The organism is Nocardia sp. NPDC055050 (assembly GCF_053608345.1).
Genome location: NZ_JBSGVG010000018.1, coordinates 13,955 through 39,749, shown reverse-complemented (window position 1 = coordinate 39,749; position 25,795 = coordinate 13,955). Strand labels below are relative to the sequence as shown.

Below are 25,795 nucleotides of genomic sequence, written 5' to 3'. Positions count from 1 at the left end.
GTTTTGCCCGACCGCCTCGCCGACGCCTCCCCGGCCGCGCACAACCGCGAGATCGAACAGGAGCAGCAGTACCTCTCGGTGCTCTACGACCGGCTCGACGGCATGCGCGACTACGCGCAGAACCGGCTCAAGACTGTGCTCCTCGAATCCGGTGGCACACCGCAGGCGCGCAGTGAGCGCGAGTCCTTCACCCAGCTCTACAACGAGGACCTGTCCAAATACGACGCCGCCGAGCACGGTCTGTGCTTCGGCCGGATCGATCTGGAAGGCACCGAGGACGCGGCGCGCTACATCGGCAGGCTCGGCATCCTCGACGAGGACAACGACTACGAGCCGCTGCTGCTCGACTGGCGCGCTCCGCTGGCCCGACCGTTCTACCTGGCCACCACCGCCAATCCCGAGAACGTCACCCGGCGCAGGCACATTCGCTCGCGCAACCGCGCGGTGACCGCGATCAACGACGAGTACCTCGATCTCGATGCCGCCGAGCGCGACGGTGTGGTCGGCACCGACGACGGCGTCGGTGGTGAGAGCGCGCTGCTGTCGGCGCTCAACGCCGCCCGCACCGGGCACATGAACGACATCGTCGAGACGATCCAGAGCGAGCAGGACGCGATCATCCGCTCCGAGCACAAGAGCGTGCTCGTGGTGCAGGGTGGGCCGGGCACCGGCAAGACCGCCGTCGCGCTGCATCGCGCGGCCTTCCTGCTCTACACCTATCGGCAGCAGCTGGCCAAGAGCGGCGTGCTGATCATCGGCCCGAACGCCACCTTCCTCGACTACATCGGCCAGGTGCTGCCCTCGCTCGGCGAGACCGGCGTGCTGCTGTCGACCATCGGCGACCTGTACCCGGGGGTGAAGGCGGTGCGCGAGGATTCGCTGCGCGCCGGGGAGATCAAGGGTTCCCTCGACATGCTCGAGGTGCTCAAGCAGGCGGTGCGCGACCGTCAGGAAGTGCCGTCGGAGCCGGTGCGCCTGGCGTTCGACGGCTACCCGGTGACGCTGGACCGCAAGATCGCGACCAGGGCGCGTGGGCGGGCCCGCTCCTCGCGACGCCCGCACAACCTGGCCAGGCCGATCTTCGCGTCGTCGGTGATCGACGCGCTCACCGATCAGCTCGCCGCCACGATGGGCGCCGACCTGTCCGGCGGCACGAGCCTGCTCAGCTCCGCCGACCTCAGCGAGATCGGCGACGAGATGCGCGCCGACCCGCACGTGCAGGCCGCGATCAGCGCGCTGTGGCCGGTGCTCTCGCCCCAGGAAGTGCTCGCCGACCTGCTCGCCGACCCGGCGCGTCTCGACCGCGCCGCCAAGACGTTGAGCCCCGAGGACCGCGCCGAGCTGGTGCGCTCCGACGACGGCACCTTCGGCGCGGCCGACGCCCCGCTGCTCGACGAGCTGGCCGAGCTGCTCGGGGTCGACGACACCGAGGAACGCGAACGCTCGCGTCGCCGGTGGCGAGCCCAGATCGAGGAGGCCCAGGACGCCCTCGACATCCTCACCGGTTCCGCCCCGCAGGACATCGAGGACGAACTCGATCCCGAGATCCTGATGGCCTACGACCTGATCGACGCCTCCCAGCTGGCCCAGCGCCAGGAATTCGGCAACCGCCAGACCACCGCCGAACGCGCCGCGGGCGACCGGACCTGGACCTACGGGCACGTGATCGTCGACGAGGCACAGGAGCTTTCGGAAATGGCGTGGCGCATGGTGATGCGGCGCATCCCGAATCGCTGGATCACCGTCGTCGGCGACGTGGCCCAGACCGGTGATCCGGCCGGCGCGTCGTCCTGGCAGCGGGTGCTGGAACCGTATGTGGCACAGCGCTGGAAGCTCACCGAGCTCACGGTGAACTACCGCACTCCCGCCGAGATCATGGCGGTCGCGGCCGATGTGCTCGCCGAGATCGACCCGGGTACCAAGGTGCCGCGTTCGGTGCGCGAGACCGGCAATCCCCCACGCGCCTACCGGGTGTTGCCCGCCGACATCGCGGGCGAGGTGGCGCGGTTGCTCGAGGTCGAGCACGGTCCGGGTACCTCCGCGGTCCTCGCTCCCGCGGCCCTGGTACCCGAATTATCCTCGCTGGCAGGTGAATCCGTTCAGGTCCTCACCGTGCACGACGCGAAGGGCCTCGAGTTCGACCGGGTGTACCTGGTGGAGCCACAGGCCATCCTGGACGAGTCCCCCCGCGGACTCAACGACCTGTACGTCGCGCTGACCCGCGCGACCCAGCGACTGGCCGTGGTGCACACCGAAGACCTCCCCGAGGTGCTGTCCGCGCTCGAACCGGCCTGAGACACAACGAAGGCCCCTGACCGCAGTCGGTCAGGGGCCTTCCTCGTCGAACTAGCGGACGGTGTGCACGATCAGCACGTCCGAACGGGACTTGCGGGCCACGTCCGAGGGGACGGAGCCGAGCAGGCGACCGGTGAGGGTGTTGAGGCCTCGGTTGCCGACGACGAGCAGGTCGGCGTCCACTTCGTTGACGAGGTCGAGCAGCGAATCGACCGGCTCGCCGACGATCGCGCGGTCGACGATGTTCTTCGCACCGGCGGCCAGCGCCTTCTCCCGGGCGACATGCAGGATCTCGTTGGTCGGGGCCGAGCCACGGACCTGGTAGGCCTCGTCCTTGAGCACATCGGCGGCAGCGGCGACGTCGCGGTCGTCGGTCGGGAAGTAGGCGCAGGCCAGCACGAGAGTTGCCTCAGCGTCCCCGGCGAGCGCCGCGGCCTTCTCCACCGCCACGTACGACGAATCCGAGCCATCAGTACCGACGACAATGGTCCGGTAGGCGGTCATCTCTCCTCCAACTTGGTCGGTGCCAGCACCGAACCACTCGGGAATCGAGCGTCAGCGCGGCAATTGGCTCGACCCTAACGCCAAATCAGGCCGATTTATCAGAAATCGCAACAGATCACACCGGGAGTGTTGGCGCCCCTGCCCGATGTCACGGTGGCCTTCGCAACAATCGAGAAGATTCACCTGCGGCAACAAGACCGCAGTTCGAAGAAATTGTGGCCTATCACAACACGATCAACGACGTAGTGCGGCTGGGACTTTGATCACATCAACCGGAGAAACTGGGGAACCCGCAGGCCGCGCTTCCGGTGCCGGTATTCGCCGCCACGGTCACCGTGGCGGGGGTGATCCACCAGCTGTTGAGATAGCTGTCGACTTTCGCCGTCAACTGGTGCGAGCCGGCGGCGGCGGGACGCCACGAGGTCTTGGTCTCGCCGATCGCCGGGATCGCGACCGTGTCGATCACATCACCGTTGTCGTAGAAGGTCACCGGTGCGCCGGCGTGGCCCGAGCTGTAGCCGACGACGTTGACCGCGACCACCGTGTAGGAACAGCCGACCTTCGGATCGGCACTCGATACGCTGACCCGCTGGCCATCCGAGATATCCGCGTGCGCGCCCGGCGCGAGCAGAGCCGTGGCGGCCAGCGCGGTCGCGAGGGCGGCGCCGAGACGGGCGGTCCGATCGAATGATGTTGTCACTGTTGATGTCCTGACTTCTCCACGCAGCAACGGCCGCTGCGAATGCGGTGACACTATCGACGAACACCGCTGTTCCAAGGTGGAACGCCAATATTTCAGACCCCCTACTTCTCGGGTCTGGACGCACCCGGTCAGCGCGCCGTGGGGACAGCGCTCACCGCCTGTGCGCTGCGCGCGTATTCCGTCGGCGACATCCCGATCTCGGCGGTGAATTCACGGCTGAAATGCGCCTGGTCGAAATAGCCGAGCTGGGCCGCGAGTACCGCGAGATCAGGGCGGCCGTGCGCGAGCAGATCGGCGGCGTCCTGCAATCTGAACCGGCACAGCACCCACTTCGGGCCTGCCCCGACATAGCGGCGGAACAGGCGTTGCAGGGTGCGGATCGGAACGGCGAAACGATCGGTGACCTGGTCGACCCTGGTCAGCTCCGGATCGTTCGCCATGGCGGTGACGATGCGGGTCACCAGCGCGTAGTGCGGATCGTCGGTGCGACCACGGCCCGCGAAGAACTCCTCGACGATGTCGCGGCGGCGCTCGTCGGACTGTTCGGCCAGCACTCGGTCGGCCAGGCCCGCGGCCTCGGGCAACACCGCGCACAGCGGGGCCGAATCATCGCGCAGCGCGCCGACATCCATGCCGGTGAAGGCACCGAATCCGCCGGGGGCGAACCGGATGCCGAAGGTCTCGCCTTCCCCGGCGAGCTCGCGCACGTACTTCGTCGTGCACACCCCGGTGACGAAGCCGCCGGTGCGGATGGTGCTGCGTTCGAAGGTGACGTTCACACACGGGAACGACAGCACCTGCGCCGAATAGCTGGGCCGGCCGCGCAGATCCCACCGCACCACCCAGTACCGGTCCGCGAACTCGGCCAGCGCGGGCCCGACCCCCAGCCGGTTCAGCGACCGGTGTCTCGCCTGCTCCTCCGGGTGCAGGATTCCTTTCACATCACCGGGATCCGGCGCCGCCGTCATCATCGGCCGATCTGTCGCGTTCTTACAAGACGGGCCGTCGGCCGCGGAGCAGGATCGTAGTCATGACCAATCCCGTTGCGCCCATTCCGGAGGGCTACCACTCCATCACCTGTTTCCTGGCCGTGCCGGACGGAAACGCGGCCATCGACTTCTACACCGCGGTCTTCGAGGCGAAGGTGCTCAGCCGCGCCGATCTGCCCGACGGCCAGCCCGCGCACGCCGAACTGCTCATCGGGGATTCCACCCTGCAGCTCGGAATGCCCATCCCCGACAACAATGTTCGCGCCCCCGAGGACTGGGTGCACACCTCGGTGGTGCACTACTGCCCCGACGTGGACGCGGTGATCGCCCGCGCGCTCTCCCACGGTGCCCGCAGCGCCGAGGAACCGCAGACCTTCGTCACCGGAGATCGCTTCGGCGTGGTGATCGACCCCTTCGGCCACCGCTGGGCGGTGATCACCCGCGTCGAGGACGTCTCGAAGGAGGAGGCCGACCGCCGCGTCGCCGCGTGGATGGCCGAGCAGGCGTAGCGCCTCGCCGGGCCGGGTCCGCAGCGGCCTCGCCTCCGAGCAGCACCCGCGCGATCGGTCGCGCGACTCGGGGGCGGGGTCGCCCGGGGACCGTGGCGCCGGCATGGTCAAGAAATCCCCGCGGCGTCCATCCCGCGCAGCTCCTTCTTCAGGTCGGCGATCTCGTCACGCAACCGGCCCGCCAGCTCGAACTGCAATTCGCGGGCCGCGTTCATCATCTGCGCGGTGAGTTCGGTGACCAGGGCGGCCAATTCGGCACGTGGCATCGACTTCACATCGCGTTCGGCGTAGATACCCGAGCTGGCCCGGCCCGGTTCGCCCTGGGCGCGCCTGCCGCGGCTGACATTGCGGCCCGATCCGCCGACGGCCACCTCGTCCTCGGCCTCGGTGTACACCTGATCCAGGATGTCGGCGATCTTCTTGCGCAGCGGCTGCGGGTCGAGGCCGTTCTCGGTGTTGTAGGCGATCTGCTTGGCACGGCGACGGTCGGTCTCCTCGATGGCGTGCTGCATCGAGTCGGTGATCTTGTCCGCGTACATGTGCACTTCGCCGGACACGTTGCGCGCCGCGCGGCCGATGGTCTGGATGAGGCTGGTGCTCGACCGCAGAAAGCCTTCCTTGTCGGCGTCGAGGATCGCGACCAGCGACACCTCGGGCAGGTCGAGGCCCTCACGCAGCAGGTTGATGCCGACGAGCACGTCGTATTCGCCCAGGCGTAGCTGCCGGAGCAGTTCGACGCGCCGCAGCGTGTCGATCTCGGAGTGCAGGTAGCGGACCTTCACACCGAGGCCGAGCAGGTAGTCGGTGAGGTCTTCGGACATCTTCTTGGTGAGTGTGGTGACCAGAACCCGCTCGTTGCGCTCCGAACGCTCACGGATCTCGTGCACCAGGTCGTCGATCTGCCCCTTGGTGGGCTTGACCACGACCTTCGGATCGACCAGGCCGGTCGGGCGGATGACCTGCTCGACCACCTCACCGCCGACCTGACCCAGCTCGTAGTTGCCCGGTGTCGCCGACAGATACACCGCCTGGCCGATTCGACCGGCGAACTCCTCCCAGGTCAGCGGCCGGTTGTCGACCGCCGACGGCAACCGGAAACCGAAATCGACGAGGTTGCGCTTACGCGACATGTCACCTTCGAACATGCCGCCGATCTGCGGCACCGTGACGTGCGATTCGTCGATCACGAGCAGGAAGTCGTCGGGGAAGTAGTCGAGCAGCGTCGCAGGCGCCGAACCCGCCGGGCGCCCGTCGATGTGGCGCGAGTAGTTCTCGATGCCCGAGCAGAAGCCGACCTGACGGATCATCTCCAGGTCGTATTCGGTGCGCATCCGCAACCGCTGAGCCTCGAGCAATTTGCCCTGACGTTCCAATTCCTCGAGCCGCGCGGCCAATTCGGCCTCGATGTCGCCGACCGCGCGCTCCATCCGCTCCGGACCGGCCACGTAGTGGGTGGCCGGGAAGATGCGCGCCGAATCGACCTGGCGCACCACGTCACCGGTGAGCGGGTGCAGGTAGTAGAGCGCCTCGATCTCGTCACCGAAGAACTCGATGCGGATCGCCAGCTCCTCATAGGACGGGATGATCTCCACGGTGTCGCCGCGCACCCGGAAGGAACCCCGGGTGAACGACATGTCGTTGCGGGTGTATTGCACGTCGACGAGCAGCCGCAGCAACGCGTCGCGGTCGATCTCGCCGCCGACCTCGAGCTGCACCGACCGGTCCAGATACGACTGCGGGGTGCCCAGACCGTAGATGCACGACACCGAGGCGACCACCACGACATCGCGACGCGAGAGCAGACTCGAGGTCGCCGAGTGCCGCAGCCGCTCGACGTCGTCGTTGATCGAGCTGTCCTTCTCGATGTAGGTATCGGTCTGGGCGATGTACGCCTCGGGTTGGTAGTAGTCGTAGTACGAGACGAAGTACTCGACCGCGTTGTTGGGCAGCATCTCGCGCAGCTCGTTGGCCAGCTGCGCGGCCAGGGTCTTGTTCGGTGCCATCACCAGCGTGGGGCGCTGCAACTTCTCGATCAGCCAGGCGGTGGTCGCCGATTTACCGGTACCGGTGGCGCCGAGCAGGACGACGTCCTTCTCCCCCGCGTTCACCCGGCGCTCGAGCTCGGCGATGGCCGCGGGCTGGTCGCCGGCGGGCGAGTACTCGCTGACCACCTCGAATCGAGCGCCCGAGCGCTCGATCGTGCCGACGGGGCGGTGTTCGGAATGGGCGATCGGGTGACCCCGCTCTTCGTACCCTTCCGTCGGGATCTCGGTTGCGAATGCCATGGATCCAGCTTAGGCGCGACCACTGACACGTTTGCGCTCCAAGCGAGCCGCCGCCCGTCCGCCACACCCCGCGCCGCGCCGAGTGCTGCCGGTCGGGTCGTGGTCGTTCTGGTGAACTTCTGCTCATCGATGCCGTCGCGGCACTGCGCGACTGTGACGACAGCCACCGGCAAGCAAACCGTCGGCGACCCCCATTTCGCCTGGTCGGGGCGACCGCCCACGAATGCGGCGAATGACCGGCACTTCGCGTGATGTCCGAAAAGTCCCTTGCGCCAAGGATATTCGACGATCGAGGCGCCGAATCGACCACGCCACAACTCCCGATGCGGGCGTACCCTGAGTTGATCATCGGACGTGGTGAAGGACAAGGCCATGAGCGTTCTACTTCCCCTGCTCGTCGCGGCTCCCGCGGTAACCGGATTCGCCGGCTATTTCGCCAGAGAGATACGCGGCCCGCTAACACCGACCACCGTCTCCACGACCGTCGCCCCCTCTGCCAGACCCCGGGTCGAATACTTCGACCTGGCCGAGCTGACCAGCACCGACGCCAAGGGCTACATCCGCCCGGTCGACCGGTACGAAGTGCAGCCGTGGGGCATCTACCTGGCCCGCATCCTCGACCGGCCGCACGGTCGCTACGAGGAGTCGTGGATGCTGCCCGGCCAGGCCATTCGCGCCACCATCAGCCACGACCGGCCCGGCCATCACCGCAGCCACGACTATGTGCTCGACATCATCGAGTGCGTCCAGGTCGGGCCGAAACGGTGGCGGGCCACCGACTACTTCCTCGACATCGCGGTGCGGCGCGGCCGGTCCTCGACGCTGTCCGGGTCCAGCGAACTGCTCGCCGCGCACGCCGCGGGCCATGTCGGCACCGAGCACGCCGACCGGGCGTTCGAGCGTGCCGCGCACGCGCTCGACGGGCTGGCGGCCAACGACCACGATGTCGAGCAATGGTTGCGGTCGCAGGAGATCACCCTGACCTGGATGTGACCGGCGACCGGGCGCGGGTCGGCACGCGCCGGTAGATTCTGCGCTCATGACGCAGGCATCCACCGTGCACGTGCATCCACCCAAGGTCGAGTACTTCGACGTCGCGGCCGGAACGAACACCGATCCCAAAGGTTTCGTCCGGCCGGTGGAGATCTATCGGGTGGAACCGTGGGGCCTGTACATGGGTCGCCACTCCGATCACGCGCACTTCCACTACCTGGAATCGTGGGTGCTGCCGGAGCTGTCGCTGCGGGCGTCGAAGCTGCACTACAACCCCGGCGTCGAGCAGTGGCAGGACATCTATGTCGATGTGGGCGCGTTCACCAGGGAGTCGCCGACGCTGTGGCGCTCGGTCGACCACTACCTCGACGTACTGGTCCGCACTCGGCGTGATGTCCGGCTCGTCGACGTCGACGAGCTGCTGGCCGCGCACACCGACGGCCTGCTGGACGCCGCGCAGTGTCAGGCGGCGATCGAACACGCCACCGCGGCGATCGACGGGATCGCCGCGCACGGCTATTCACTCGAGGAGTGGCTGAGCACCTTCGGGATGACGCTGACCTGGCGCCGAAACGACGAACCGCCCGGACCTCGGTAGGCGGGTCCGGGCGGTGCGGGGAGTCGGTATCAGCCGGCCGACAGGCTCGGGAACAGATCCGCGAGGCCACCGCCGCACGACGCGCTTCCGGTGCTGCCCGCCGCACCCACGGTGACGGTGATCGAGTCGCTGATCAGCAGCTGACGCGCTTCGAGCTTGTGCTGGCCCGCCGTGGTCGGCTTCCAGGTGATGCTCACGGTGCCCGAGAGCAGCGACGGCGACACCGGGCTGCCCGGAATATCCACGCCGTTGTCGGTGAACTTCACCGAGGTCAGCCGGTCGACCTCGACGCTGGCGGTCAACTTGTAGCTGCAACCGACCTTGTGGTCGGTTCCGGCCACGCCGAGATTGCCGACCCAGGCCGAGGCCTGCGGAGCGGCCAGCACGAGGCTGGCGGCGACGGCGCCGAGTGCGGTGATGCCGAAGCCCGCACGGCCGAACTGACGGTGATGTGTTGTCATACGCGCTACAACTTCCCTGTGAATCGAGTCACCCTGTAGTGACTTCGCACAATTTACACAGCGCGCGACAGCGTGCGGACAGTTTCCGAAACATTGACGTTTAACAGATTGGTACGCGGTTCACGCGCGAGCGGTGGCCCACTCGGTGACCACCGGATAGACCGCGTCGAACCACGGTTCCTTCACCACGTAGTAGGCGTCACCCGCCGCGTCGCCGGTCAGATCCGCCGCCGCGAGCTCGGCTCCGCGCTTGACCGCCAGGTACTCCGACCGCGCGCTCTCGTTCGCGCGCAACCAGTCACGCAGATCGAGCGCGAACCGCTGGCCGAGCGAATCCCGCACGCGCAGATGGATATTGGCCGGCCTTCCCGGATCGGCGTTGCCGTGCAGACGCTTTCCCCACCGGGCGAGGTCGGTCCCCTCGGGATCGCCATGACTCGGTTTCGGATTGTCGTGCGTCACCTGGGGAGCGAGCGGGAACCCGGCGGACGTCAAGGCATCCGTCAGCGATTCGGCTGTGGCCATGTCGGCCACCGTCACCTGGATGTCGATGATGTCCTTGGCGGGGAGTCCGTGCACCGCGGTGGATCCGACGTGATCGATGCGCACCGCCGACGCACCGCAGGCCAGGTGCAGCCGGGCGATGATCCTGCGCGCCTGCATATCCCATTCCGGGTCGGTGACGAGAACATAGCCGGCTCGCGCCCGGGCGCCCTCGCGCTGATTGCGCTCGAACGGCACCAGCCGCCGCGTCCACAGGTCACGGACCTGCGCCTCGACCACCTCCGGCGCACCGTTGTTGTCGAGCCACACATCGGCGACCGCGCGGCGCTGGTCGTCGGTGGCCTGGGCCGCGATCCTGACCCGAGCGTCGGCTTCGGCCACGCCGCGATGTTCGACCAGCCTGCGCAGCCTGGTCTCCTCCTCGGCCCCCACCACCACGACGAGCTGCATCAGCGGCGCGAGCCCGTTCTCGACCAGGAGCGGAATATCCTGCACCACAACGGCATCGGTGGCCGCCTCGCCGATCAGATCCGCGGTGCGGGCGCCGACCAGCGGATGGGTGATGGCGTTGAGCTTGCCCCGCGACACATCGTCGGCGAAGGCGACCGCGGCCAGCGCGGGCCGGTCCAGGCTGCCGTCGGGGCTCAGAATGCCCTCACCGAACTCCTCGACCAACGCGGCCAGACCCGGCGTCCCGGGGGCGACGACCTCGCGGGCGATCGCATCGGAGTCGATGAGCACCGCCCCGAGTTCGACCAGCGTCCGCGCCACTGTGGATTTACCCGCTCCCATGCCTCCGGTGAGGCCGATCCGCAACATGGGCCCAGTCTCGCATCCCCGCCGCCGCGCCGTGGCACCTGCTCCGACACGCCCATGCCCGGAGCGGCGGAAGATCCCGGGCCGGGCGCGTCGCGTGGATTAATCTTCCGCGCAGGCGAGAAGGCCGCACGACTACCGGAGGATGATCATGAGTACCAGGAACCACCGGGCGGCTCGCCACCGCCTCGGTATGCCGGGCGGTGTGCACTGCATCGAATTCCCGGCTGTCGCAGCGACTCTCGCCGAGTACCGGCGCTCCTGGTTCAGTACCCTGCTCTCCCCCGCCAGACACAGCTTCGCCGCGATGCGCAAACGCCCGAGCATGGCCACCGGATACTGGTCGCCCGCCGCCGCGAGCTGACAGTGGGCCCGGCGCGATGCCGAGCCCACCCCCAGCTCAGACGCCGACGAGACCGCTCGGCGCGCGCCGCGCCCCCGGCTGCTGCGCCGGCATCGCATTCGGCGGCACCGGGTACGGCACACCCTGTCCGAGAGTGCCCGCCGCGATATTCGGACCGCACTGCGCGATCGCCGCGTCGGCCTTGGGGCGGGGGTCGGGCAGCACCGGTTTCGCGGCATCAGGCGCCGCGGCAAAGTCGAACGTGGACGTCATATCGCCGGTGACGCTGCGTCGCCACGCGGTCAGATTCGGCACATCGACACCGAATCTGGTTTCCAGCAACCGCAATTGAGACGTGTGGTCGAAGGTCTGCGAGGCGACCAACCCACCGCGGCTGTACGGCGAGATCACCATGCACGGCACCCGGTAACCCAGTCCGATCGGGCCGGTGATCCCGCCCGCGGCGGGCACCCGATCCAGTGGCACCGTCAGGAATTCGCCCGCGGTGCCGGGCGGCGGGGTCGGCGGCGTGACGTGGTCGAAGAAGCCGCCGTTCTCGTCGTAGCTGATGATCAGCGCCGTCTTCTCCCACACCGCCGGATTCGAGGTGAGGATATCGAGGAGCTGCACTATGCCGAGCGCACCGAAAGCCGCGGGCAGCGCGGGGTGTTCGCAGTGCAGCAGCGACGGCACCACCCAGGACACCGCGGGCAACGTGTTGTTGGCGACGTCGGCCTGGAAGTCGTTCGGGTAGGTCGGTGCGATACCGCGTCGTGCCAGTTCGGAATTCGGGTCGGCGGCCTGGGTGAAGCAGCCCATCATGCCGTCCAGGATCATCGACGAGGCCGGGCCGACATCGCGATTGCTGTAGATCTTCCACGGCACCCCGCCCTCGGACAGGTTCTCCGGGTAGGTACGCCAGCTGTAGACGTTCTTCGGAAGCAGGGTCGGCGTCTCCACCAGCGGACCGCCCGCCAGACCGTCGGGGTCGATGCTCGCGCTCATCCAGTACAGCCGATTGGGGTCGGTGGGGCCGAGCACCGAGCAGTGGTAGTTGTCGCACAGCGTGAACGCCTGCGCGAGCTCGGTGTGGATCGGAATGTCTTCCGGCAGGTAGTAACCCATCGCCGCGGGCGCGTTCGCCGGCCCGACCGAGGCCACCGACATCGGCATCCAGCCGTCGTTGCGGCCGTTGTTGAATGCCTTGTGCATGCCCGGCCAGGTGTGGTCGGGGTCGTTGATGCACTCCCCGTCCAGTGTGGCGCCGCGGGTGGTGTCGAGCCGGAACGGTTCGACGAAACCGTCTGCGGTGGGCCCGATTCCGGGCGACCACCCGTACTGACGCCACGACGCGGAGGATTCACCGAACCCACGCACCCCCGACAGGGTGCCGAAATAGTGGTCGAAGGACCGGTTTTCCTGCATGAGCAAGACGAAGTGCTCGATATCGCCGAGCCCGCCCATCCCCACCGGATCGGCGGCGAAAGCTCGGTCGATAATCGGATTCGCCCAGGTGGCAAGCGTTCCCACCGCACCGGCGGCCATCGCTTTCGCGAGGAACTGTCGCCGGTTGAGGCCGGCGAAGGGACCAGAACTCATCGGAGTGGAGCACCTTTCCCGTAGGGGATGGAGCAATCGCGCACACGCTACACCCACCGGAAAAGGCCGAAGGCCCCGGTCCGTATGGACCGGGGCCTTCGGTAGTGCAAGGAGTGATTCAGCCGTTACCGGTGAATCAGGCGTTGCCGCTGAGCTTCTCCCGCAGAGCCGCGAGCTGGGCATCGCTGGCCAGCGAGCCGCCCGTGGACTCGGCCGGACCGGAGGTGGACGCAGCCGCGCTGCCACCGGTCTCGGAGGAGTAGTTGCCCGCGACGGGACCACCAGCGGCGGCCTCGGCGGCAGCGTCGGCTGCCATCTTCTCCATCTGGGCAGTGTGCATCTTGTGGCGACGCTCGGCCTCGGCGTAGCGGCCTTCCCACTCTTCACGCTGCTTGTCGAACCCGTCGAGCCACTCGTTGGTGTCGGGGTCGAAGCCTTCGGGGAAGATGTAGTTGCCCGCATCGTCGTAGCTGTCGGCCATGCCGTACTTCGACGGGTCGAACTCGGCGTTGTAGTCCTCGTTCGCCTGCTTCAGCGACAGCGAGATACGACGACGCTCGAGGTCGATGTCGATGACCTTGACCATGGCGTCGTCGCCGACGGCCACAACCTGGTCCGGGACCTCGACGTGGCGCTCGGCCAGCTCGGAGATGTGGACCAGGCCCTCGATGCCCTCTTCGACGCGCACGAAGGCACCGAAGGGAACCAGCTTGGTGACCTTGCCGGGCACGATCTGGCCGATGGCGTGGGTCCGGGCGAACTGACGCCACGGGTCTTCCTGAGTCGCCTTGAGCGACAGGGAGACGCGCTCGCGGTCCAGGTCGACGTCGAGAACCTCGACGGTGACCTCGTTGCCGACCTCGACAACCTCGGACGGGTGGTCGATGTGCTTCCAGGACAGCTCGGAGACGTGCACCAGGCCGTCGACGCCACCCAGGTCCACGAAGGCACCGAAGTTGACGATGGAGGACACGACGCCCTTGCGGACCTGGCCCTTCTGGAGCTGGTGCAGGAATTCGCTGCGGACCTCGGACTGGGTCTGCTCGAGCCAGGCGCGACGCGACAGAACCACGTTGTTGCGGTTCTTGTCGAGCTCGATGATCTTGGCCTCGATCTCCTTGCCGACGTACGGCTGGAGGTCGCGGACACGACGCATCTCGACGAGCGAGGCGGGCAGGAAGCCGCGGAGACCGATGTCGAGGATCAGGCCGCCCTTGACGACCTCGATGACGGTGCCCTTGACGGCCTCGTCCTTCTCCTTGAGCTCCTCGATCGTGCCCCACGCGCGCTCGTACTGCGCCCGCTTCTTCGACAGGATCAGGCGGCCTTCCTTGTCCTCCTTCGTGAGGACCAGGGCCTCGACCGCGTCGCCCACGGAAACGACCTCGTTCGGGTCGACGTCGTGCTTGATGGAGAGCTCGCGGGAGGGGATGACGCCTTCGGTCTTGTAACCGATGTCCAGCAGGACCTCGTCACGATCGACCTTGACGATGGTGCCTTCGACGATGTCACCATCGTTGAAGTACTTGATCGTTGCGTCGATGGCGGCCAGGAAATCCTCGGCGGAGCCAATGTCGTTAATGGCTACCTGCGGCGAGGTGACGGTGGTGGGCATATGTGGGTTTGCTCCGGACGGATTGTGGTCGGTTGCGGACATTGGATCTTTCGGTACGCTGCGAGATCACCGCGACGACGCGACGAAGGGATACCGGTAAAGTATCGCACGGACCGTCGCACTTGCCGCTGATCAAATTCAGCGTCCCTCTACAGCGTGCATCAGCCTACGCGACCCGCGCCGAGCCGGGCAAACCACCCCCCGCACCACGCCGATACCCTGTTGGCCGTGTCCGACGACGAACGCCACGCGCAGGCCAACGCGCTGCTGGGTACCTCAGCAACCACCCGAACCAAGATCGATTCGCGCGACAGCGAGCGCGCGAATCGCCGCTGGTGGGACGCCGACGCCGAGCAGTACCACCAGACCCACGCCGACTTCCTCGGCGTCGACTCCCCGGGCGGCGAGTTCGTGTGGTGCCCGGAGGGCCTGCACGAGGGCGACATGGGTTTCCTCGGCGACGTGACCGGCAAGACGATCTTGGAGATCGGCTGCGGGTCGGCGCCGTGCTCGCGGTGGCTGGCCGGGCACGGCGCGTTCCCGGTCGGGCTCGATGTGTCGAAGGGGATGCTGGAGCGTGGCGTGGCCGCGATGGATCAGGGCGGACCGCGCGTACCCCTGGTTCAGGCGGGCGCCGAGGCGCTGCCCTTTACCGACGCGTCGTTCGATCTGGCCTGCTCGGCGTTCGGCGGGGTGCCGTTCGTCGCCGATTCGGCGCTGGTGATGCGCGAGGTGGCTCGGGTGTTGCGCCCGGGCGGGCGCTGGGTGTTCTCGGTGAACCATCCGATGCGCTGGATCTTCCCCGACGATCCGGGCGAAGCGGGTCTGACCGCCACGATCCCGTATTTCGACCGCACTCCTTATGTAGAGGTGGACGGCGACGGTGTGCCGACCTATGTCGAGCACCACCGCACGATCGGTGACCGGGTCCGCGAGATCGTCGGCGCCGGTCTGCACCTGGTGGACATCGTGGAACCGGATTGGCCGGAATGGCTCGACCGCGAATGGGGTCAGTGGTCGCCGCTGCGCGGGCAGATCTTCCCCGGGACCGCCATCTTCATCGCCGAGAAGCCCTAGAACTCGGGCAGCGCGGCGAACGAGGGGTCCACGCGCACGTTCGGCACGGTGTCGGCGACCCAGCGGCGCGCCCTGGTGAGCGCGTGATCGGGGAATTCGACATCGAAGCGGACGTCATCGGACAGCAGATAGGGCAACCGGCCGCGCAGACCGGGCGCGTACGGGTGGGGCGGGCACATCTCGTCGCGCCGAACCTGCCGGCCGATCAAGGTCTCGCGCGCACCGGGCACCCCGGTCTCGGGGCAGATCACCTGGAACACCGCCGAGCACCGGTCCTTGGGCACCACGATCGACGCCGCGAAAACCAGCTCACCGTGCGGGCCCGGCAGTTGGGTCTTCTCCACCCGCAGCAGGGCGGGCAACTGGTCCACCCACACCACGAAGGCCTCGATCAGGCAGCCGGTCCGGGCGTGGTGCTCGGCCAGCCGCCTGCGCAGCCGTTTCAGGTCGTGCAGGCGGGCGGGCAGGTCGGGCGTGCCGTCGACATAGGTCAACGCGACGACGTCACGAGTGGCCGGATTCCCCCAGGTCGTGTCGTCCAACTGTTGCATTCCAGGAATGTCGAACGAGATGGGCACCGGATCAATTTACCGGCGGATTCGAGTTCGGTTGTCCCCGTGGGGCGCCCGGCGCGTCGATCAGGCCGAAATCCGCTCGTCGACCACGTCGACGAGCCAGGCTTCGTGACTGATCACCATCGCGCGGCTGCGCGGGGTGGCGAGCACGGTCGCCAACGCGGCGCGGAACGCCTCGGCGGCCGCCCGATCGTCGAAATCGAGGTCGATGAGGACGCGGGGTGGTGTGCCCTCGACGCGGCCGACGCGGTAGGCGCGAACGCCGTTGTCGGCGCGGAAACGCTCGAACTGATCGAACGCGGCCTTCCAGTCGTCGTAGTCGCGAACGGTGTTGTCGATGTGCAGGGTGACGGTCATGGTGACCTCCGTGGTCGTGCTGGATGGGTAGCTCAATGGTCGGCCCGTTCCGGGCACCGGAACATCCCTGATCCTGGGGGTTTTCCGCCGTAGACTGGGTGCGTGCCGAGCACCTTGGCAGACCGGATCGGCCGTCTGTGCCGCGCCGGGCACTCCGCCAAACGATTGCGTGAACTCGTCCTGGTCGAGATCCGCGCGAGGATCCCGTTCACCGGCCATGTCTTCGCGCTCACCGATCCCGTCACCGCGGTCGCGACGGCGCCGCTCGCCGACGTCCCCGGCCTCGATCTCGCGCTGTTGCCCGACTTGATCCGCGCCCGGTATCTCACTGCGCTCAATCGCTGGGACACCGTGCGCGGCACCGGCGCCCACTCTTTGCTGGGCGCCACCGACGGCGACCCGGAACGCTCCCTGCTCTGGCGCACCGCCCAGCACGATCTCGGCGTCACCGACTCCGCCACCGTCACCTTCGCCGACCGCTACGGCTGCTGGGGCTTCCTCGAACTGCTCCGCTACAGCGAACCCCCGTTCACCACAGCAGAACTCGGTGAGCTGAGCACGCTGACAGCACCGGTCACCGCAGGCCTGCGCCGTACCGTCGGCGCCACCTTCGTCGAATCCGACGCCCAGCTCGCTTCACTGGGCCCCGCGGTCGTCCTGCTCGACGACACCCTGCGGGTGCGTTCCCAAACGGCAGCCGCCGCGGATTCCCTCCTGCGCCTGCTCCCCCCGGACGAACCGATTCCCCCCGTCCCCGCCTCGGTCTACAACGCGGCCGCCGCCCTGCTCGCCACCGAGGCCGCCGTCCCGCTCGGCCCCGCCGTCTCCCGCATCCACCTGGGTGGCAACCGCTGGCTCACCGTCAAAGCCGACCGCATCGGCCCCGACATCGCCGTGGCCCTGGAACCGAGCACCGCCACCGAACGCCTCGACCTGTTCGCCCGAGCCCACGCCCTCTCCACCCGCGAATCCCAGGTCCTGACGCTGCTGGCCACCGGCCTGGACTCCCACGAACTGGCCGCGGAACTGTTCCTCTCCGAACACACCGTCAACGACCACGTCAAAGCCGTCCTCGCCAAATCCGACACCCGAACCCGCCAACGCCTCCTCACCCGCGTTCTCGGAGTCGGCTGAGCCAGTCGGGCAGAGCTCAAGTCCGACGTTGGTGGGCATGCGGATCGTGCTCGGCCGACTCCCGCAGTCGCCACATCGGCACGCGGACGGCATCCCACCGCTGCGACGGAACCTTGCGCAGGTCTGTGTGTTGCAGCATCAGTCGCAAATGCCGATCCGCCGCGTTGGCGCCCGCACCACGATCGACCACCACGCCCCACACCGAGCCGTCCGGACGCCGATCGATCGCGTCGGTGTGGTGGCCGGCCATCGGAGATCCGAAGGCGAGGTCCGTCGCCCCCCGGCGAATCATGTAGCGGTGCAGTCGATTCAGCACAGGGTCAGCCTCGCCGACCGCCGCCGCCGGTTCGGCAGCAGCGGCGAGCGCGCTACCGATGCGGCGCGACTGCCAGACGCGGCTGTCACCCACGACGAACAGGTGCGCACGGGCGCGGGTTATCGCCACGTTCCACAGGTTCGGTTGCCGGTCGAGCCATTCGATCGATCGGCGGGGCATTTCCGGCGAGGCCACAAGGGAGAAGATGATGATGTCGCACTCACCGCCTTGGAAGGTGTGCACTGTGCCGACAACGACCCCATCGGAACCGTCGAGCCGGCGTTTGATCTCGTCGGACTGCGCCTTGAACGGCGTGACCACACCGATCGTCGTTCCACACGGCAATCGTCCCGGCTGCTGGAGTTGCGCGATCAGGCTGAGCACAACATCGATCTCTTCGCGGTTGTACCAAGAACTCTGAGCTCCGCGCTGCGCGATTCCGGCGACATCGCGCCATACGACCGGCGCCTGGTCGGTGCCATTCTGCTTGCGCACATCGGTCAGCACCGTCAGTTGACCGCGGTAGAACAGGTCGTTGGCGACCCCAGCGATGTCGGGATGGCACCGAAAGTGTTCGTCCAACAGCAGGCTCTCGCCGAACGACTGTTCCGCCGCCTCGAACGCGGAATGTCGCAGATACGACATCCGCCGCCGTTCGAGCCACGCGGCTGAAATCTGTGCGGTCGCCGCCGCGGCGATCTCGCCTCTGCCGTCCAGGGTGGTGATATGTGTCAGCTGCATCGGGTCACCGATGATCAACGCCCGCTTCGCCCGGAACAGCAACGGCAGGACCGCAGCGATGGAGCACTGCGACGCCTCGTCGATCACGACCAGATCGAACAACGCGGCGTCGAGCGGAAAGGCACGCGCCGATTGTGCCGTCACCGCCCATGCTGCAGCTCCGGCCAGCGCCGCACGTTTTGCCGGCCAATCGGGACCGGACTGGTGCCGCAACAGCGCGTCAATCTGTCGCCGCCCGCGCACGGCGTTGGACCGCACCACGGCATCGAGCAGTTCCGTCGAGGCTGTCTGCAGTGTGCCCGTCGAGTGGGTGAACCGTGCGAAGAGTTCGGCATCGCTGGGCCGGGCGGACTCCGAAGCATGGAGTCGGCGCCAGGTGAGCTCGGCTGCGGCCAGTTCGCTCAGCAGCTCGCACTGACGCTCAACTGTTTCCGGACTTTCGGCCAGCCCGAGCCGACGGACCAGTCGTCGACACCTCCAACCTGCGATCAGGGAGAACCGCCGTACCGCGACAGCTTTGCGGATGAGCGCGGCAGGATCGATGCGCTCGAACAGCAGGGCAATCTGTTCGATACGCAGGCCGAGTTTCGCGGCAACCGCTTCCCGGACGTCCGCGACGTCGAGCAATGTCACCTCGTCTCCCGCAAGGTCGGCGAGCTCGCGGCGCTGACGGTCGAGCTCGGCGGTGGCGGCATCGACCATGACCGTCAGTGTCGACATCGACTGGACGGCGGGTCGGAGACCGGCGAGGTGGTCGAGACCCGCCTGTTGGTTCGCCTGATAGGCCTGACTGCCCGTTCGGATCACCGTGCCAGGAATCAGCTTCTCGCAACGACTCCACACTTCGTCGACCGCTTTGTTGTTGGTGGATGCCACAAGTACCGTTTCGCCCGCGCACACCGCGGTGGCCACCAGGTCGACCACCAGCTGACTCTTGCCGGTGCCCGGCGGGCCGGTCGCAACCGTCAGCGGACGAGCCATCGCCGAGCGGATGATCTCGGCCTGGGCCTCGTTGCACGGCAGCGGCGTCACCAATCGCCGAGTCGACACCGGTACGGGGGCGGGTACGGCATCCGCGGGGCCGAGACAGGCCAGCGCGGTACGCGGGATCTGCGAGACCCGCTCCGCGAGCGCGGCGAGATCGGCGAGGAGTTTCTTGTTCGGACCGCCATCGGCTGCCGACATGCGGAACAACACTGCGACGTTGCGCGCACCGACCGCGCCGGTAGCGGCGGTCAGCGAGTCATCGAGAAATTCCGGCTCGGGTTCATCGACGGTGACGACGCCGAGCTCGTTGCGCAGAATCTGGCGTACCTCGGCGGCTAACGCTGTGTATTCGCCCGCGTGCCAGGTGGGTTCGTAGCCCTCGTTGAACGCCGACGCGGCCTCGGATTCCAGATATTCTTGCAGCAGAATCGGATTCACGATGGGCGGCCCGACCGGGACGAGCCGGTCGGCGGCCCCGCCGAGCTCGAGGCGCCGGATCAACAGCGGAGCGAATTTGCGAGTCGCGGTCGCACGCGCCGAACGACCACCCGGCCGCACGACTACCGCCGGATACCCGGTCCAGAGCTGTTCGTTCGCGTCGGCGACCTGAGCGACGAACTTTTCGAGTTCCGTCGGCACCTCGATGGCGTGATCGTCGTCGAGATCGCCCACCAGCAGCCGTTCGCGCCCCGGGATGCAGGCGTACGTGTCGTGGTCGTCCAGTGACAACCAGGCGAGTTGCTCGGCACGCAGACACGTCTCGTAATAGGTCAGCAGTCGCTTCCAGTCCGGAGTAAGTGACTTCGACGGCGATGCGCCGATCTCAGCGCCCGATCTGGGGCTGGCCGCGACGTCGAGCTGGATGGGCGACAACGGTGATGCCGCCAGAATGATGCGGCCGTCCACTCCCGATGCCGAGATCACCGGCGTCTGCCCGGCATCCTGACGACGAAGTCGGTCGTTGACAAATTCGAACAGCGCCGCCACCGAAAGCTCCGACTTGCCACCCGCCGCCGCACCGGTTCGCATCGCCTCGACGAACACCCCGGTGAACACCGACGGCTGTGTCGCGTCGCGACCGACGAACGATGCCTCACCGGCCCGCGAGGACGACACCACGTAGACACCTCGGCTCGCCAGGGCGGCAGGGTGACCGTCCACCGCGCCCTTAGGGACGGCATCGGAGGTGCGTAGGCCAACCGAGAACCCGCCACTACGGCAGCTGTCGATGATCACCACCTTCTGCGGTGCCACACACTGTTCGAGCAACTGGTTGACGAATCCGGCGCGCATGCTGGTCTCGCCCAACCGATCCGGGTCGGAGTCGGTGCCGATGAAATGGAATTCGCCGTCGGACCGAACGCTTCGCGCCCCGTGTCCCGAGAAGTAGAAGACCATCAACTCGTCTTCTCTGCTGTCGGCGACGAATTCGTCTACTGCCGTTCGCATCTGGTCGGTGGTCAAGTCGATCAACGACTCGACATCGGAGAAGCCTCCAACGCGGCGGTCGCGCAGCACCTCTTCCACCATGGTCAGGTCGGTGCGCACCGACGGCAACGGCGCGAAGCCCGGGTGGGTGTAGCTCTCGTTACCGATCAACAACGCGCGACGACGGGCCAGCCGACTCACGATGACACCGCCTGGTCCTCGCCCGAGCCGGAATCAGCTGCGGCCTGGTGGACCGGCACCGCCGTTTCGACGAACTTCTCGATGATCGCGAGCTGATCGTCCGGGTTGCCGTCGATCACGAGCACCCGGTCCGGCAACCGCATTTCGACCCGCCGGTGACGGTCTCGTCGGCACCATTCCTTGACGATCGTCGTGACCGCCGTGGCTGTTCCTGCTGAGGAGGCGACGCCCACAACCAGCACCAGCGCGTCCCCAACCGCACCTTTGTGTTGCGCAAGCGGCTCAATCGCTTCGGTGAAACGAACCTCGACCTCGTGTCCTGCCAGATGTCGGGCGAGATCGCGAGTGAGCCGCTCTGTCAGCAAACTCCCCGAGCCGGTCAATACCTCGACATAGACGAGCTCTTTCGACATCCAACCCCCGTAGTTCAGTCGAGCACCGCTGTAAACGATCCTCGAATTTCCCTCTGAATGCTGGATTCGATTGTGTCACAAGGCTTAACGCGAGGTTGCTCAACGCGGCTTTCGGCCTGCTCGGTCGAGGGCAAGGCGGAGGGCGTATTCGATTTGGGAGTTGATGCTGCGCAGGTCGTCGGCCGCCCACTTGGCTATTGCCTCGTGGACGGCCGGGTCGAGCCGTAGCAGGATCTTTTTGGGGTCCTTCTTCGGCTGGGTCATCGGGCGGCTCAGGAGTAGAGGGATCCGGTGTTGACCACCGGCTGGGTGGCCCGGTCGCCGCACAGGACGACGAGCAGGTTGGAGACCATGTTGGCCTTGCGTTCCTCGTCGAGTTCGACGGTGCCCTGTTCGGCGAGGCGGTCGAGGGCGAGAGCGACCATGCCGACGGCGCCTTCGACGATCTGGGTACGGGCGGCGACGACCTGGGCGGCCTGTTGGCGGACCAGCATGGCCTGGGCGATCTCGGGGGCGTAGGCGAGGTGGGTGATACGGGCCTCGATCACCTCGATGCCGGCGGTGAGGGTGCGTTCGCGCAATTCGACGGTGAGTTCCTCGGCGACTTCGGCCCCGTCGCGAAGGCTGGTGCGGGAGTCGTCGTGGGCGTCGTAGGGGTGGGTGGTGGCGAGGTGGCGCACCGCCGCCTCGGACTGGGTCTCGACGTACTCCTCGTAGTCGTCGACGGCGAAGGCGGCCTTGAAGCTGTCGACCACCTTGTAGACGACCACCGCCGCGATCTCGACGGGGTTACCGTCGGCGTCGTTGACCTTGAGCTTCTGGGTCTCGAAGTTACGCACGCGCAGCGAGATGGACTTGCGGTCGGTGAGCGGGACCACGGAAAAGAACCCGGGCTCGCTCACCGAGCCGATGTAGCGACCGAAGAACGTGACGACCTTGGCCTCGTTGGGGTTGACGATGATCAGCCCGGTGGCGAGCAACCAGACGACCAGGATCACGACGACGGCGGCCACCGCGCCGATCCAGGCCAGTGCACCACCGTTGTGCTGGGTGGCGGCGATGAACGCGAGAACGGCGGCGGCCCCGAACAACAGGGTGAACACCAGCCACCCCAGCACGACGACGAATCCATTGACGCGGAATGCGGACCGCAGCTCCATGACATCCTCCCGATATCTGAGTGATATCACTAAGATAGTAGATATCGAGAGGCCGAGCAAGCGGCGCTAGGAACCGGGGGCGATATTGCGGTTGGCGCGGAACATGTTTCGCGGGTCGTACTTCGCTTTCGCCGCCGCCAGCCAGCGGTAGGTATCCGGGGAGTAGCCTGCCGCGGTCTGGGCCTCGTCCGCCGCGCCGCCCGCACCGTAGAGGAACGCGAGACTGTGCCCGATCGTCCACGGCGCCAATGCTTCTCGCACCTTCGCGAGCCCTTCGGGTGCGGAGTCACCCTCGCCGGGACCGGTGATCACCCGCACGATGTACTCCGCATCGCGATGATCGATCGAGGCCGGGCCACCGTGGCGCAGGGCCGCACCGAGATGGCGGATGTCGATGACCGCGTCGACCGATCCTCCCGGGGCCGTCAACGCGCGCAGCGCGGACAGACCCTGCGGGGTCAGCTCCGAGAGCAGCGCGTTGGTCGCGGCGTAGGCGTGCGGAAAAGGCGGGTCACTGTGGATGGTGTGCGATTCGGCGTAGGGCATCGTGCGCAGGTCCTCGTGCAGTCGAGGTCCGATCCGCCGCAACGGCGCGACCCACCGCTGCCCCTCCTCGTCCGGCCCGTCGAAGGCGATTCGGATCGAAGCGACGTGGCGGCCTCGCAAGGATTCCGGCACGGGCGGGATGTCGGGATAGGTCACCAGCGCGATCGTGGAGGTGAGCGCGCTCGGTACGGTCTCGGTCCAGGTGCGCCATGCCTCCAGCGCCGCGTCGACCAGGGGCGCGTCGAAAACCAGCTGACCACCATAGATTTCGGCGACGGGCACGAGATCGAGTTCGAGACCGGTCACCACGCCGAAGTTCCCGCCGGAGCCCAGTACCGCCCCGAACAACTCGTCGTCCGGGCCGAGCGAGCGCATCCTGCCGTCGGCGGTCACCAGTTCGACGCGGCGCACATGATCTGCGGCATAACCGAATTCACGGGCCAGCAATCCGAGCCCGCCGCCGAGCACATACCCGACGACGCCCACCGACGGCGACGACCCGTTCAACGGCGCCAGCCCGTACCGCGCGGCCGCCTCGACCAACGCGCCCGCCCGCACCCCGGCCCCGATGTGAGCGGTACGAGCCTGCGGGTCGACGGTGATGGCGTCCATGCGTCCGGTCGTGATGAGCACCCCGCCGTCGGTGGCTACCGACAGACCGTGTCCGGTCGCCTGCACGGCCACCGACAGCCCGCGCCGTGCGGCGAATTCCACGGCGGCGCGCACGTCCTGGCCGTGCTGGGCGCCGACCACGAACGCCGGACGGTGGGTGTAGGCGGTTTGGAAGCCGGCGATCTCCTCGGCGTACCCGGGGTCGTCCGGAGTGAAGACAGGACCAGTGAACTTCGTTGCGATATCGGTCATGTCTTCGACTCTGCTCGCCGAAGATGAATAAGTACAAGAGATAGATCTTCTATTACCTATAATCAATAGTTATGGAACTGCGTCAGCTGCGCTACTTCGTGACGGTCGTCGACGAGGGCGGGTTCACCAAGGCCGCCGAACGGCTGCACTTGTCCCAGCCCGGCCTCAGCACCCAGATCCGCCAACTCGAACGCGAACTCGGGCAGCGTCTGCTCGACCGCGGTGCGCGCACGGTGACACTGACCGACGTCGGCGCCGCGGTGCTCACACACGCACGCGCCGCCCTGGCCGCCGCCGAACGGATCGGCGACACGGTCGGGGAATTCACCGGATTGCTGCGGGGTCAGGTCCGGCTCGGCATGATCTCCGGGGCAGCGTCGGAGGTCTTCGATGTCGCGGGCGTCCTCGCCGATTTCCACCACGATCATCCGCAGGTCGGGATCAGCCTCACCGAGGACACCGCGGAGAGGATGCTCGCCGCCGTCGAACACGGTGAACTCGACATCGCGTTGACCGGATTGACCGGCGCACCAATAGATTCCGGCATCGGACTCGAGGTGATCATGGAGACCGCGCTCGTCGCCGCCGTCGCCCACGATGCGCCCATCGACCCCGCCGAATCGGCGGGCTCCATCACCTTGGGAGCCCTCGCCGATCGCCGCCTCATCTGTCTCACCCGGGGCACCGGCCTTCGCGGGGTATTCGAACGCTCCTGCGCCGCAGCCGGTTTCACCCCGGACATCGCCTTCGAAGCCGCCGCTCCCCCGCTGCTCCTCGACCTTGCCGCACGCGGGCTGGGAACCGCCATCGTCCCAGCCCTCACCACCGCCGAAGCTGACGCCTTCGGCGTCCGATCCCTCGACATCGTCGACCCCACCATCCACGGCCGGCTGGCCCTGGCCTGGCGCACCGATCCCCCGCCCGGCCCGGCGGCGAAGGTGCTGCTCGGGCAACTGCGTATCGCCTTCGGCGGCCACACCTCCGCCGTCGATCGGTAGGCGCGGGCGGTCAGGGGGAAGACTTCAGGCGGGCGATTTCGGCCTCGAGCTCGGCGTTGCGGTGTTGTAGACGCTCGATTTCGGCTTCGAGAGGAGCGCGGCCCGCGCGCAGGTAGTCCTGGATCCACTCGGTGCGGTAGCGCGGGGTGATGTTCTTGGTGCAGTTCCGGTCGAACGCCTCGACCCGCACCACGAACGCCCGGTCCGAGCGTGCGTCGATCGGGCCCGCCGACGTGGTCAGGAGACGGTCGAGCAGGCCGGGATCGTCGGCGCGTTCGACGACCTCGACCCGGCCGAAGATCTTGACCCTGGTACGCGTCGGGTAATCGATGAAGAACAGGGACACCCGATCGTCGATGTCGAGATTGCCCACAGTGACGAACTGGTTGTTACCCGCGTACTCGGCCCACGCGATCGTCGACGAGTCGAGTACGTGCACGAAACCTTGTGGGCCGCCGCGATGTTGGATGTAGGGCCAGCCGGATCCGGTGACGGTAGCGAGGTAGAACGAGTCGGCCTGCCGGATCAGGCCCGCCACGTGGGGCTCCAGTTCTTCGGGCTCGCCGATGTCGGCGCCGTCGGCCATCCGCCTGCCGTGGACGGTGAAACCACCACCGCTGCGCTGGCGACGCTCGGTGGCCGAGGAGAAAGCGATCGCTCCGTATCGGGTCGGCTTGTTCACCCCACCCACGGTACGACGCGTGATTCGTCAATGATCGGTCCGCCGTGCCGCTGATATCGGCGCGGACGTCAGCGCTACGCTTTGGCTAACCGATGAAGGAGA

24 protein-coding genes are annotated in these 25,795 nt (G+C 67.3%); 8 read left to right on the top strand and 16 right to left on the bottom strand.

The window, feature by feature from the left end; translation table 11 throughout:
• The first annotated feature begins 3 nt into the window (after positions 1-3).
• Entirely contained in the window at positions 4-2,295 is a 2,292-nt protein-coding gene (locus ACWGCN_RS19875; RefSeq protein ID WP_452459965.1) for a HelD family protein, read from the top strand.
• A 51-nt stretch (positions 2,296-2,346) separates the two neighbouring features.
• Here ACWGCN_RS19875 and ACWGCN_RS19870 read toward each other — a convergent pair whose 3' ends face one another.
• The 3 genes from ACWGCN_RS19870 to ACWGCN_RS19860 form a co-directional block, all read right to left on the bottom strand.
• Positions 2,347-2,799, bottom strand: coding sequence for a universal stress protein (locus tag ACWGCN_RS19870; RefSeq protein ID WP_378661184.1), 453 nt, complete (start codon positions 2,797-2,799; stop codon positions 2,347-2,349).
• Between the two features lie 268 nt (positions 2,800-3,067).
• Positions 3,068-3,499, bottom strand: a complete 432-nt coding sequence (locus ACWGCN_RS19865) for a hypothetical protein (RefSeq protein ID WP_378994117.1) — start codon at positions 3,497-3,499, stop codon at positions 3,068-3,070.
• Positions 3,500-3,630: 131 nt separating this feature from the next.
• The gene (locus ACWGCN_RS19860; protein ID WP_378994115.1) at positions 3,631-4,473 is read right to left on the bottom strand and encodes a helix-turn-helix domain-containing protein; all 843 of its coding nucleotides are present in this window, start codon (positions 4,471-4,473) and stop codon (positions 3,631-3,633) included.
• A gap of 59 nt (positions 4,474-4,532) precedes the next feature.
• On the opposite strand from ACWGCN_RS19860, the gene ACWGCN_RS19855 reads away from it, so the two are divergent.
• Complete coding sequence (locus tag ACWGCN_RS19855; RefSeq protein ID WP_378637085.1) at positions 4,533-5,000, top strand: VOC family protein; 468 nt, start codon at positions 4,533-4,535, stop codon at positions 4,998-5,000.
• 107 nt (positions 5,001-5,107) lie between these two features.
• Here the strand turns inward: ACWGCN_RS19855 and uvrB are convergent, their stop codons facing one another.
• Positions 5,108-7,285 (bottom strand): excinuclease ABC subunit UvrB, encoded by a 2,178-nt coding sequence (gene uvrB / locus ACWGCN_RS19850; RefSeq protein ID WP_452459966.1) that lies wholly within the window; start codon positions 7,283-7,285, stop codon positions 5,108-5,110.
• Positions 7,286-7,657: 372 nt separating this feature from the next.
• Here uvrB and ACWGCN_RS19845 point away from each other — a divergent pair, with 372 nt between their 5' ends.
• Complete coding sequence (locus ACWGCN_RS19845) at positions 7,658-8,278, top strand: DUF402 domain-containing protein (protein WP_378994111.1); 621 nt, start codon at positions 7,658-7,660, stop codon at positions 8,276-8,278.
• Positions 8,279-8,324: 46 nt separating this feature from the next.
• Positions 8,325-8,876, top strand: a complete 552-nt coding sequence (locus ACWGCN_RS19840) for a DUF402 domain-containing protein (protein ID WP_378994109.1) — start codon at positions 8,325-8,327, stop codon at positions 8,874-8,876.
• A 29-nt stretch (positions 8,877-8,905) separates the two neighbouring features.
• Here the strand turns inward: ACWGCN_RS19840 and ACWGCN_RS19835 are convergent, their stop codons facing one another.
• Positions 8,906-9,337, bottom strand: a complete 432-nt coding sequence (locus ACWGCN_RS19835) for a hypothetical protein (RefSeq protein WP_378661173.1) — start codon at positions 9,335-9,337, stop codon at positions 8,906-8,908.
• Positions 9,338-9,457: 120 nt separating this feature from the next.
• Positions 9,458-10,660: a dephospho-CoA kinase gene (gene coaE, locus ACWGCN_RS19830; protein ID WP_452459967.1), complete on the bottom strand. Its 1,203-nt coding sequence runs from the start codon at positions 10,658-10,660 to the stop codon at positions 9,458-9,460.
• A 148-nt stretch (positions 10,661-10,808) separates the two neighbouring features.
• Here coaE and ACWGCN_RS19825 point away from each other — a divergent pair, with 148 nt between their 5' ends.
• Positions 10,809-11,021, top strand: coding sequence for a hypothetical protein (locus ACWGCN_RS19825; RefSeq protein ID WP_387448101.1), 213 nt, complete (start codon positions 10,809-10,811; stop codon positions 11,019-11,021).
• 36 nt (positions 11,022-11,057) lie between these two features.
• Here ACWGCN_RS19825 and ACWGCN_RS19820 read toward each other — a convergent pair whose 3' ends face one another.
• A complete protein-coding gene (locus tag ACWGCN_RS19820; protein ID WP_378994102.1) occupies positions 11,058-12,599 on the bottom strand; it encodes a phospholipase C in 1,542 nt (513 codons plus the stop codon).
• 136 nt (positions 12,600-12,735) lie between these two features.
• Positions 12,736-14,214: a 30S ribosomal protein S1 gene (rpsA, locus tag ACWGCN_RS19815; protein ID WP_067457490.1), complete on the bottom strand. Its 1,479-nt coding sequence runs from the start codon at positions 14,212-14,214 to the stop codon at positions 12,736-12,738.
• A gap of 228 nt (positions 14,215-14,442) precedes the next feature.
• Between rpsA and ACWGCN_RS19810 the strand changes: the two genes are divergently transcribed.
• Complete coding sequence (locus ACWGCN_RS19810; RefSeq protein WP_378994100.1) at positions 14,443-15,291, top strand: class I SAM-dependent methyltransferase; 849 nt, start codon at positions 14,443-14,445, stop codon at positions 15,289-15,291.
• Here ACWGCN_RS19810 and ACWGCN_RS19805 read toward each other — a convergent pair.
• Together ACWGCN_RS19805 and ACWGCN_RS19800 are read right to left on the bottom strand one after the other, a co-directional pair.
• The gene (locus ACWGCN_RS19805) at positions 15,288-15,842 is read right to left on the bottom strand and encodes a hypothetical protein (RefSeq protein WP_452459698.1); all 555 of its coding nucleotides are present in this window, start codon (positions 15,840-15,842) and stop codon (positions 15,288-15,290) included. The genes ACWGCN_RS19810 and ACWGCN_RS19805 overlap by 4 nt on opposite strands.
• 87 nt (positions 15,843-15,929) lie before the next feature.
• Complete coding sequence (locus ACWGCN_RS19800) at positions 15,930-16,223, bottom strand: hypothetical protein (RefSeq protein ID WP_379314892.1); 294 nt, start codon at positions 16,221-16,223, stop codon at positions 15,930-15,932.
• 102 nt (positions 16,224-16,325) lie between these two features.
• Between ACWGCN_RS19800 and ACWGCN_RS19795 the strand changes: the two genes are divergently transcribed.
• The gene (locus ACWGCN_RS19795; protein WP_378994094.1) at positions 16,326-17,357 is read left to right on the top strand and encodes a helix-turn-helix transcriptional regulator; all 1,032 of its coding nucleotides are present in this window, start codon (positions 16,326-16,328) and stop codon (positions 17,355-17,357) included.
• Between the two features lie 16 nt (positions 17,358-17,373).
• Here ACWGCN_RS19795 and ACWGCN_RS19790 read toward each other — a convergent pair whose 3' ends face one another.
• From ACWGCN_RS19790 to ACWGCN_RS19770, 5 genes are all read right to left on the bottom strand, one after another.
• Positions 17,374-21,030 carry a caspase, EACC1-associated type gene (locus ACWGCN_RS19790; RefSeq protein WP_452459697.1) on the bottom strand — a complete coding sequence of 1,219 codons (3,657 nt, stop codon included), beginning with the start codon at positions 21,028-21,030 and terminating at the stop codon, positions 17,374-17,376.
• A complete protein-coding gene (locus tag ACWGCN_RS19785) occupies positions 21,027-21,443 on the bottom strand; it encodes an effector-associated constant component EACC1 (RefSeq protein WP_452459696.1) in 417 nt (138 codons plus the stop codon). Before ACWGCN_RS19785 ends, ACWGCN_RS19790 begins: the two co-directional genes overlap by 4 nt.
• Before the next feature lie 99 nt (positions 21,444-21,542).
• Positions 21,543-21,707: a toxin-antitoxin system HicB family antitoxin gene (locus ACWGCN_RS19780; RefSeq protein WP_378994086.1), complete on the bottom strand. Its 165-nt coding sequence runs from the start codon at positions 21,705-21,707 to the stop codon at positions 21,543-21,545.
• Between the two features lie 8 nt (positions 21,708-21,715).
• Complete coding sequence (locus ACWGCN_RS19775; protein ID WP_387448091.1) at positions 21,716-22,603, bottom strand: SPFH domain-containing protein; 888 nt, start codon at positions 22,601-22,603, stop codon at positions 21,716-21,718.
• A gap of 66 nt (positions 22,604-22,669) precedes the next feature.
• The gene (locus tag ACWGCN_RS19770) at positions 22,670-24,013 is read right to left on the bottom strand and encodes an FAD-binding oxidoreductase (protein ID WP_449970913.1); all 1,344 of its coding nucleotides are present in this window, start codon (positions 24,011-24,013) and stop codon (positions 22,670-22,672) included.
• 71 nt (positions 24,014-24,084) lie between these two features.
• Here ACWGCN_RS19770 and ACWGCN_RS19765 point away from each other — a divergent pair, with 71 nt between their 5' ends.
• Positions 24,085-25,011, top strand: a complete 927-nt coding sequence (locus tag ACWGCN_RS19765) for a LysR family transcriptional regulator (RefSeq protein ID WP_452459695.1) — start codon at positions 24,085-24,087, stop codon at positions 25,009-25,011.
• A gap of 10 nt (positions 25,012-25,021) precedes the next feature.
• Here the strand turns inward: ACWGCN_RS19765 and ACWGCN_RS19760 are convergent, their stop codons facing one another.
• On the bottom strand, positions 25,022-25,693 hold the full coding sequence (locus ACWGCN_RS19760) for a pyridoxamine 5'-phosphate oxidase family protein (RefSeq protein ID WP_452459694.1): 672 nt from the start codon (positions 25,691-25,693) through the stop codon (positions 25,022-25,024).
• Between the last annotated feature and the right edge of the window lie 102 nt (positions 25,694-25,795).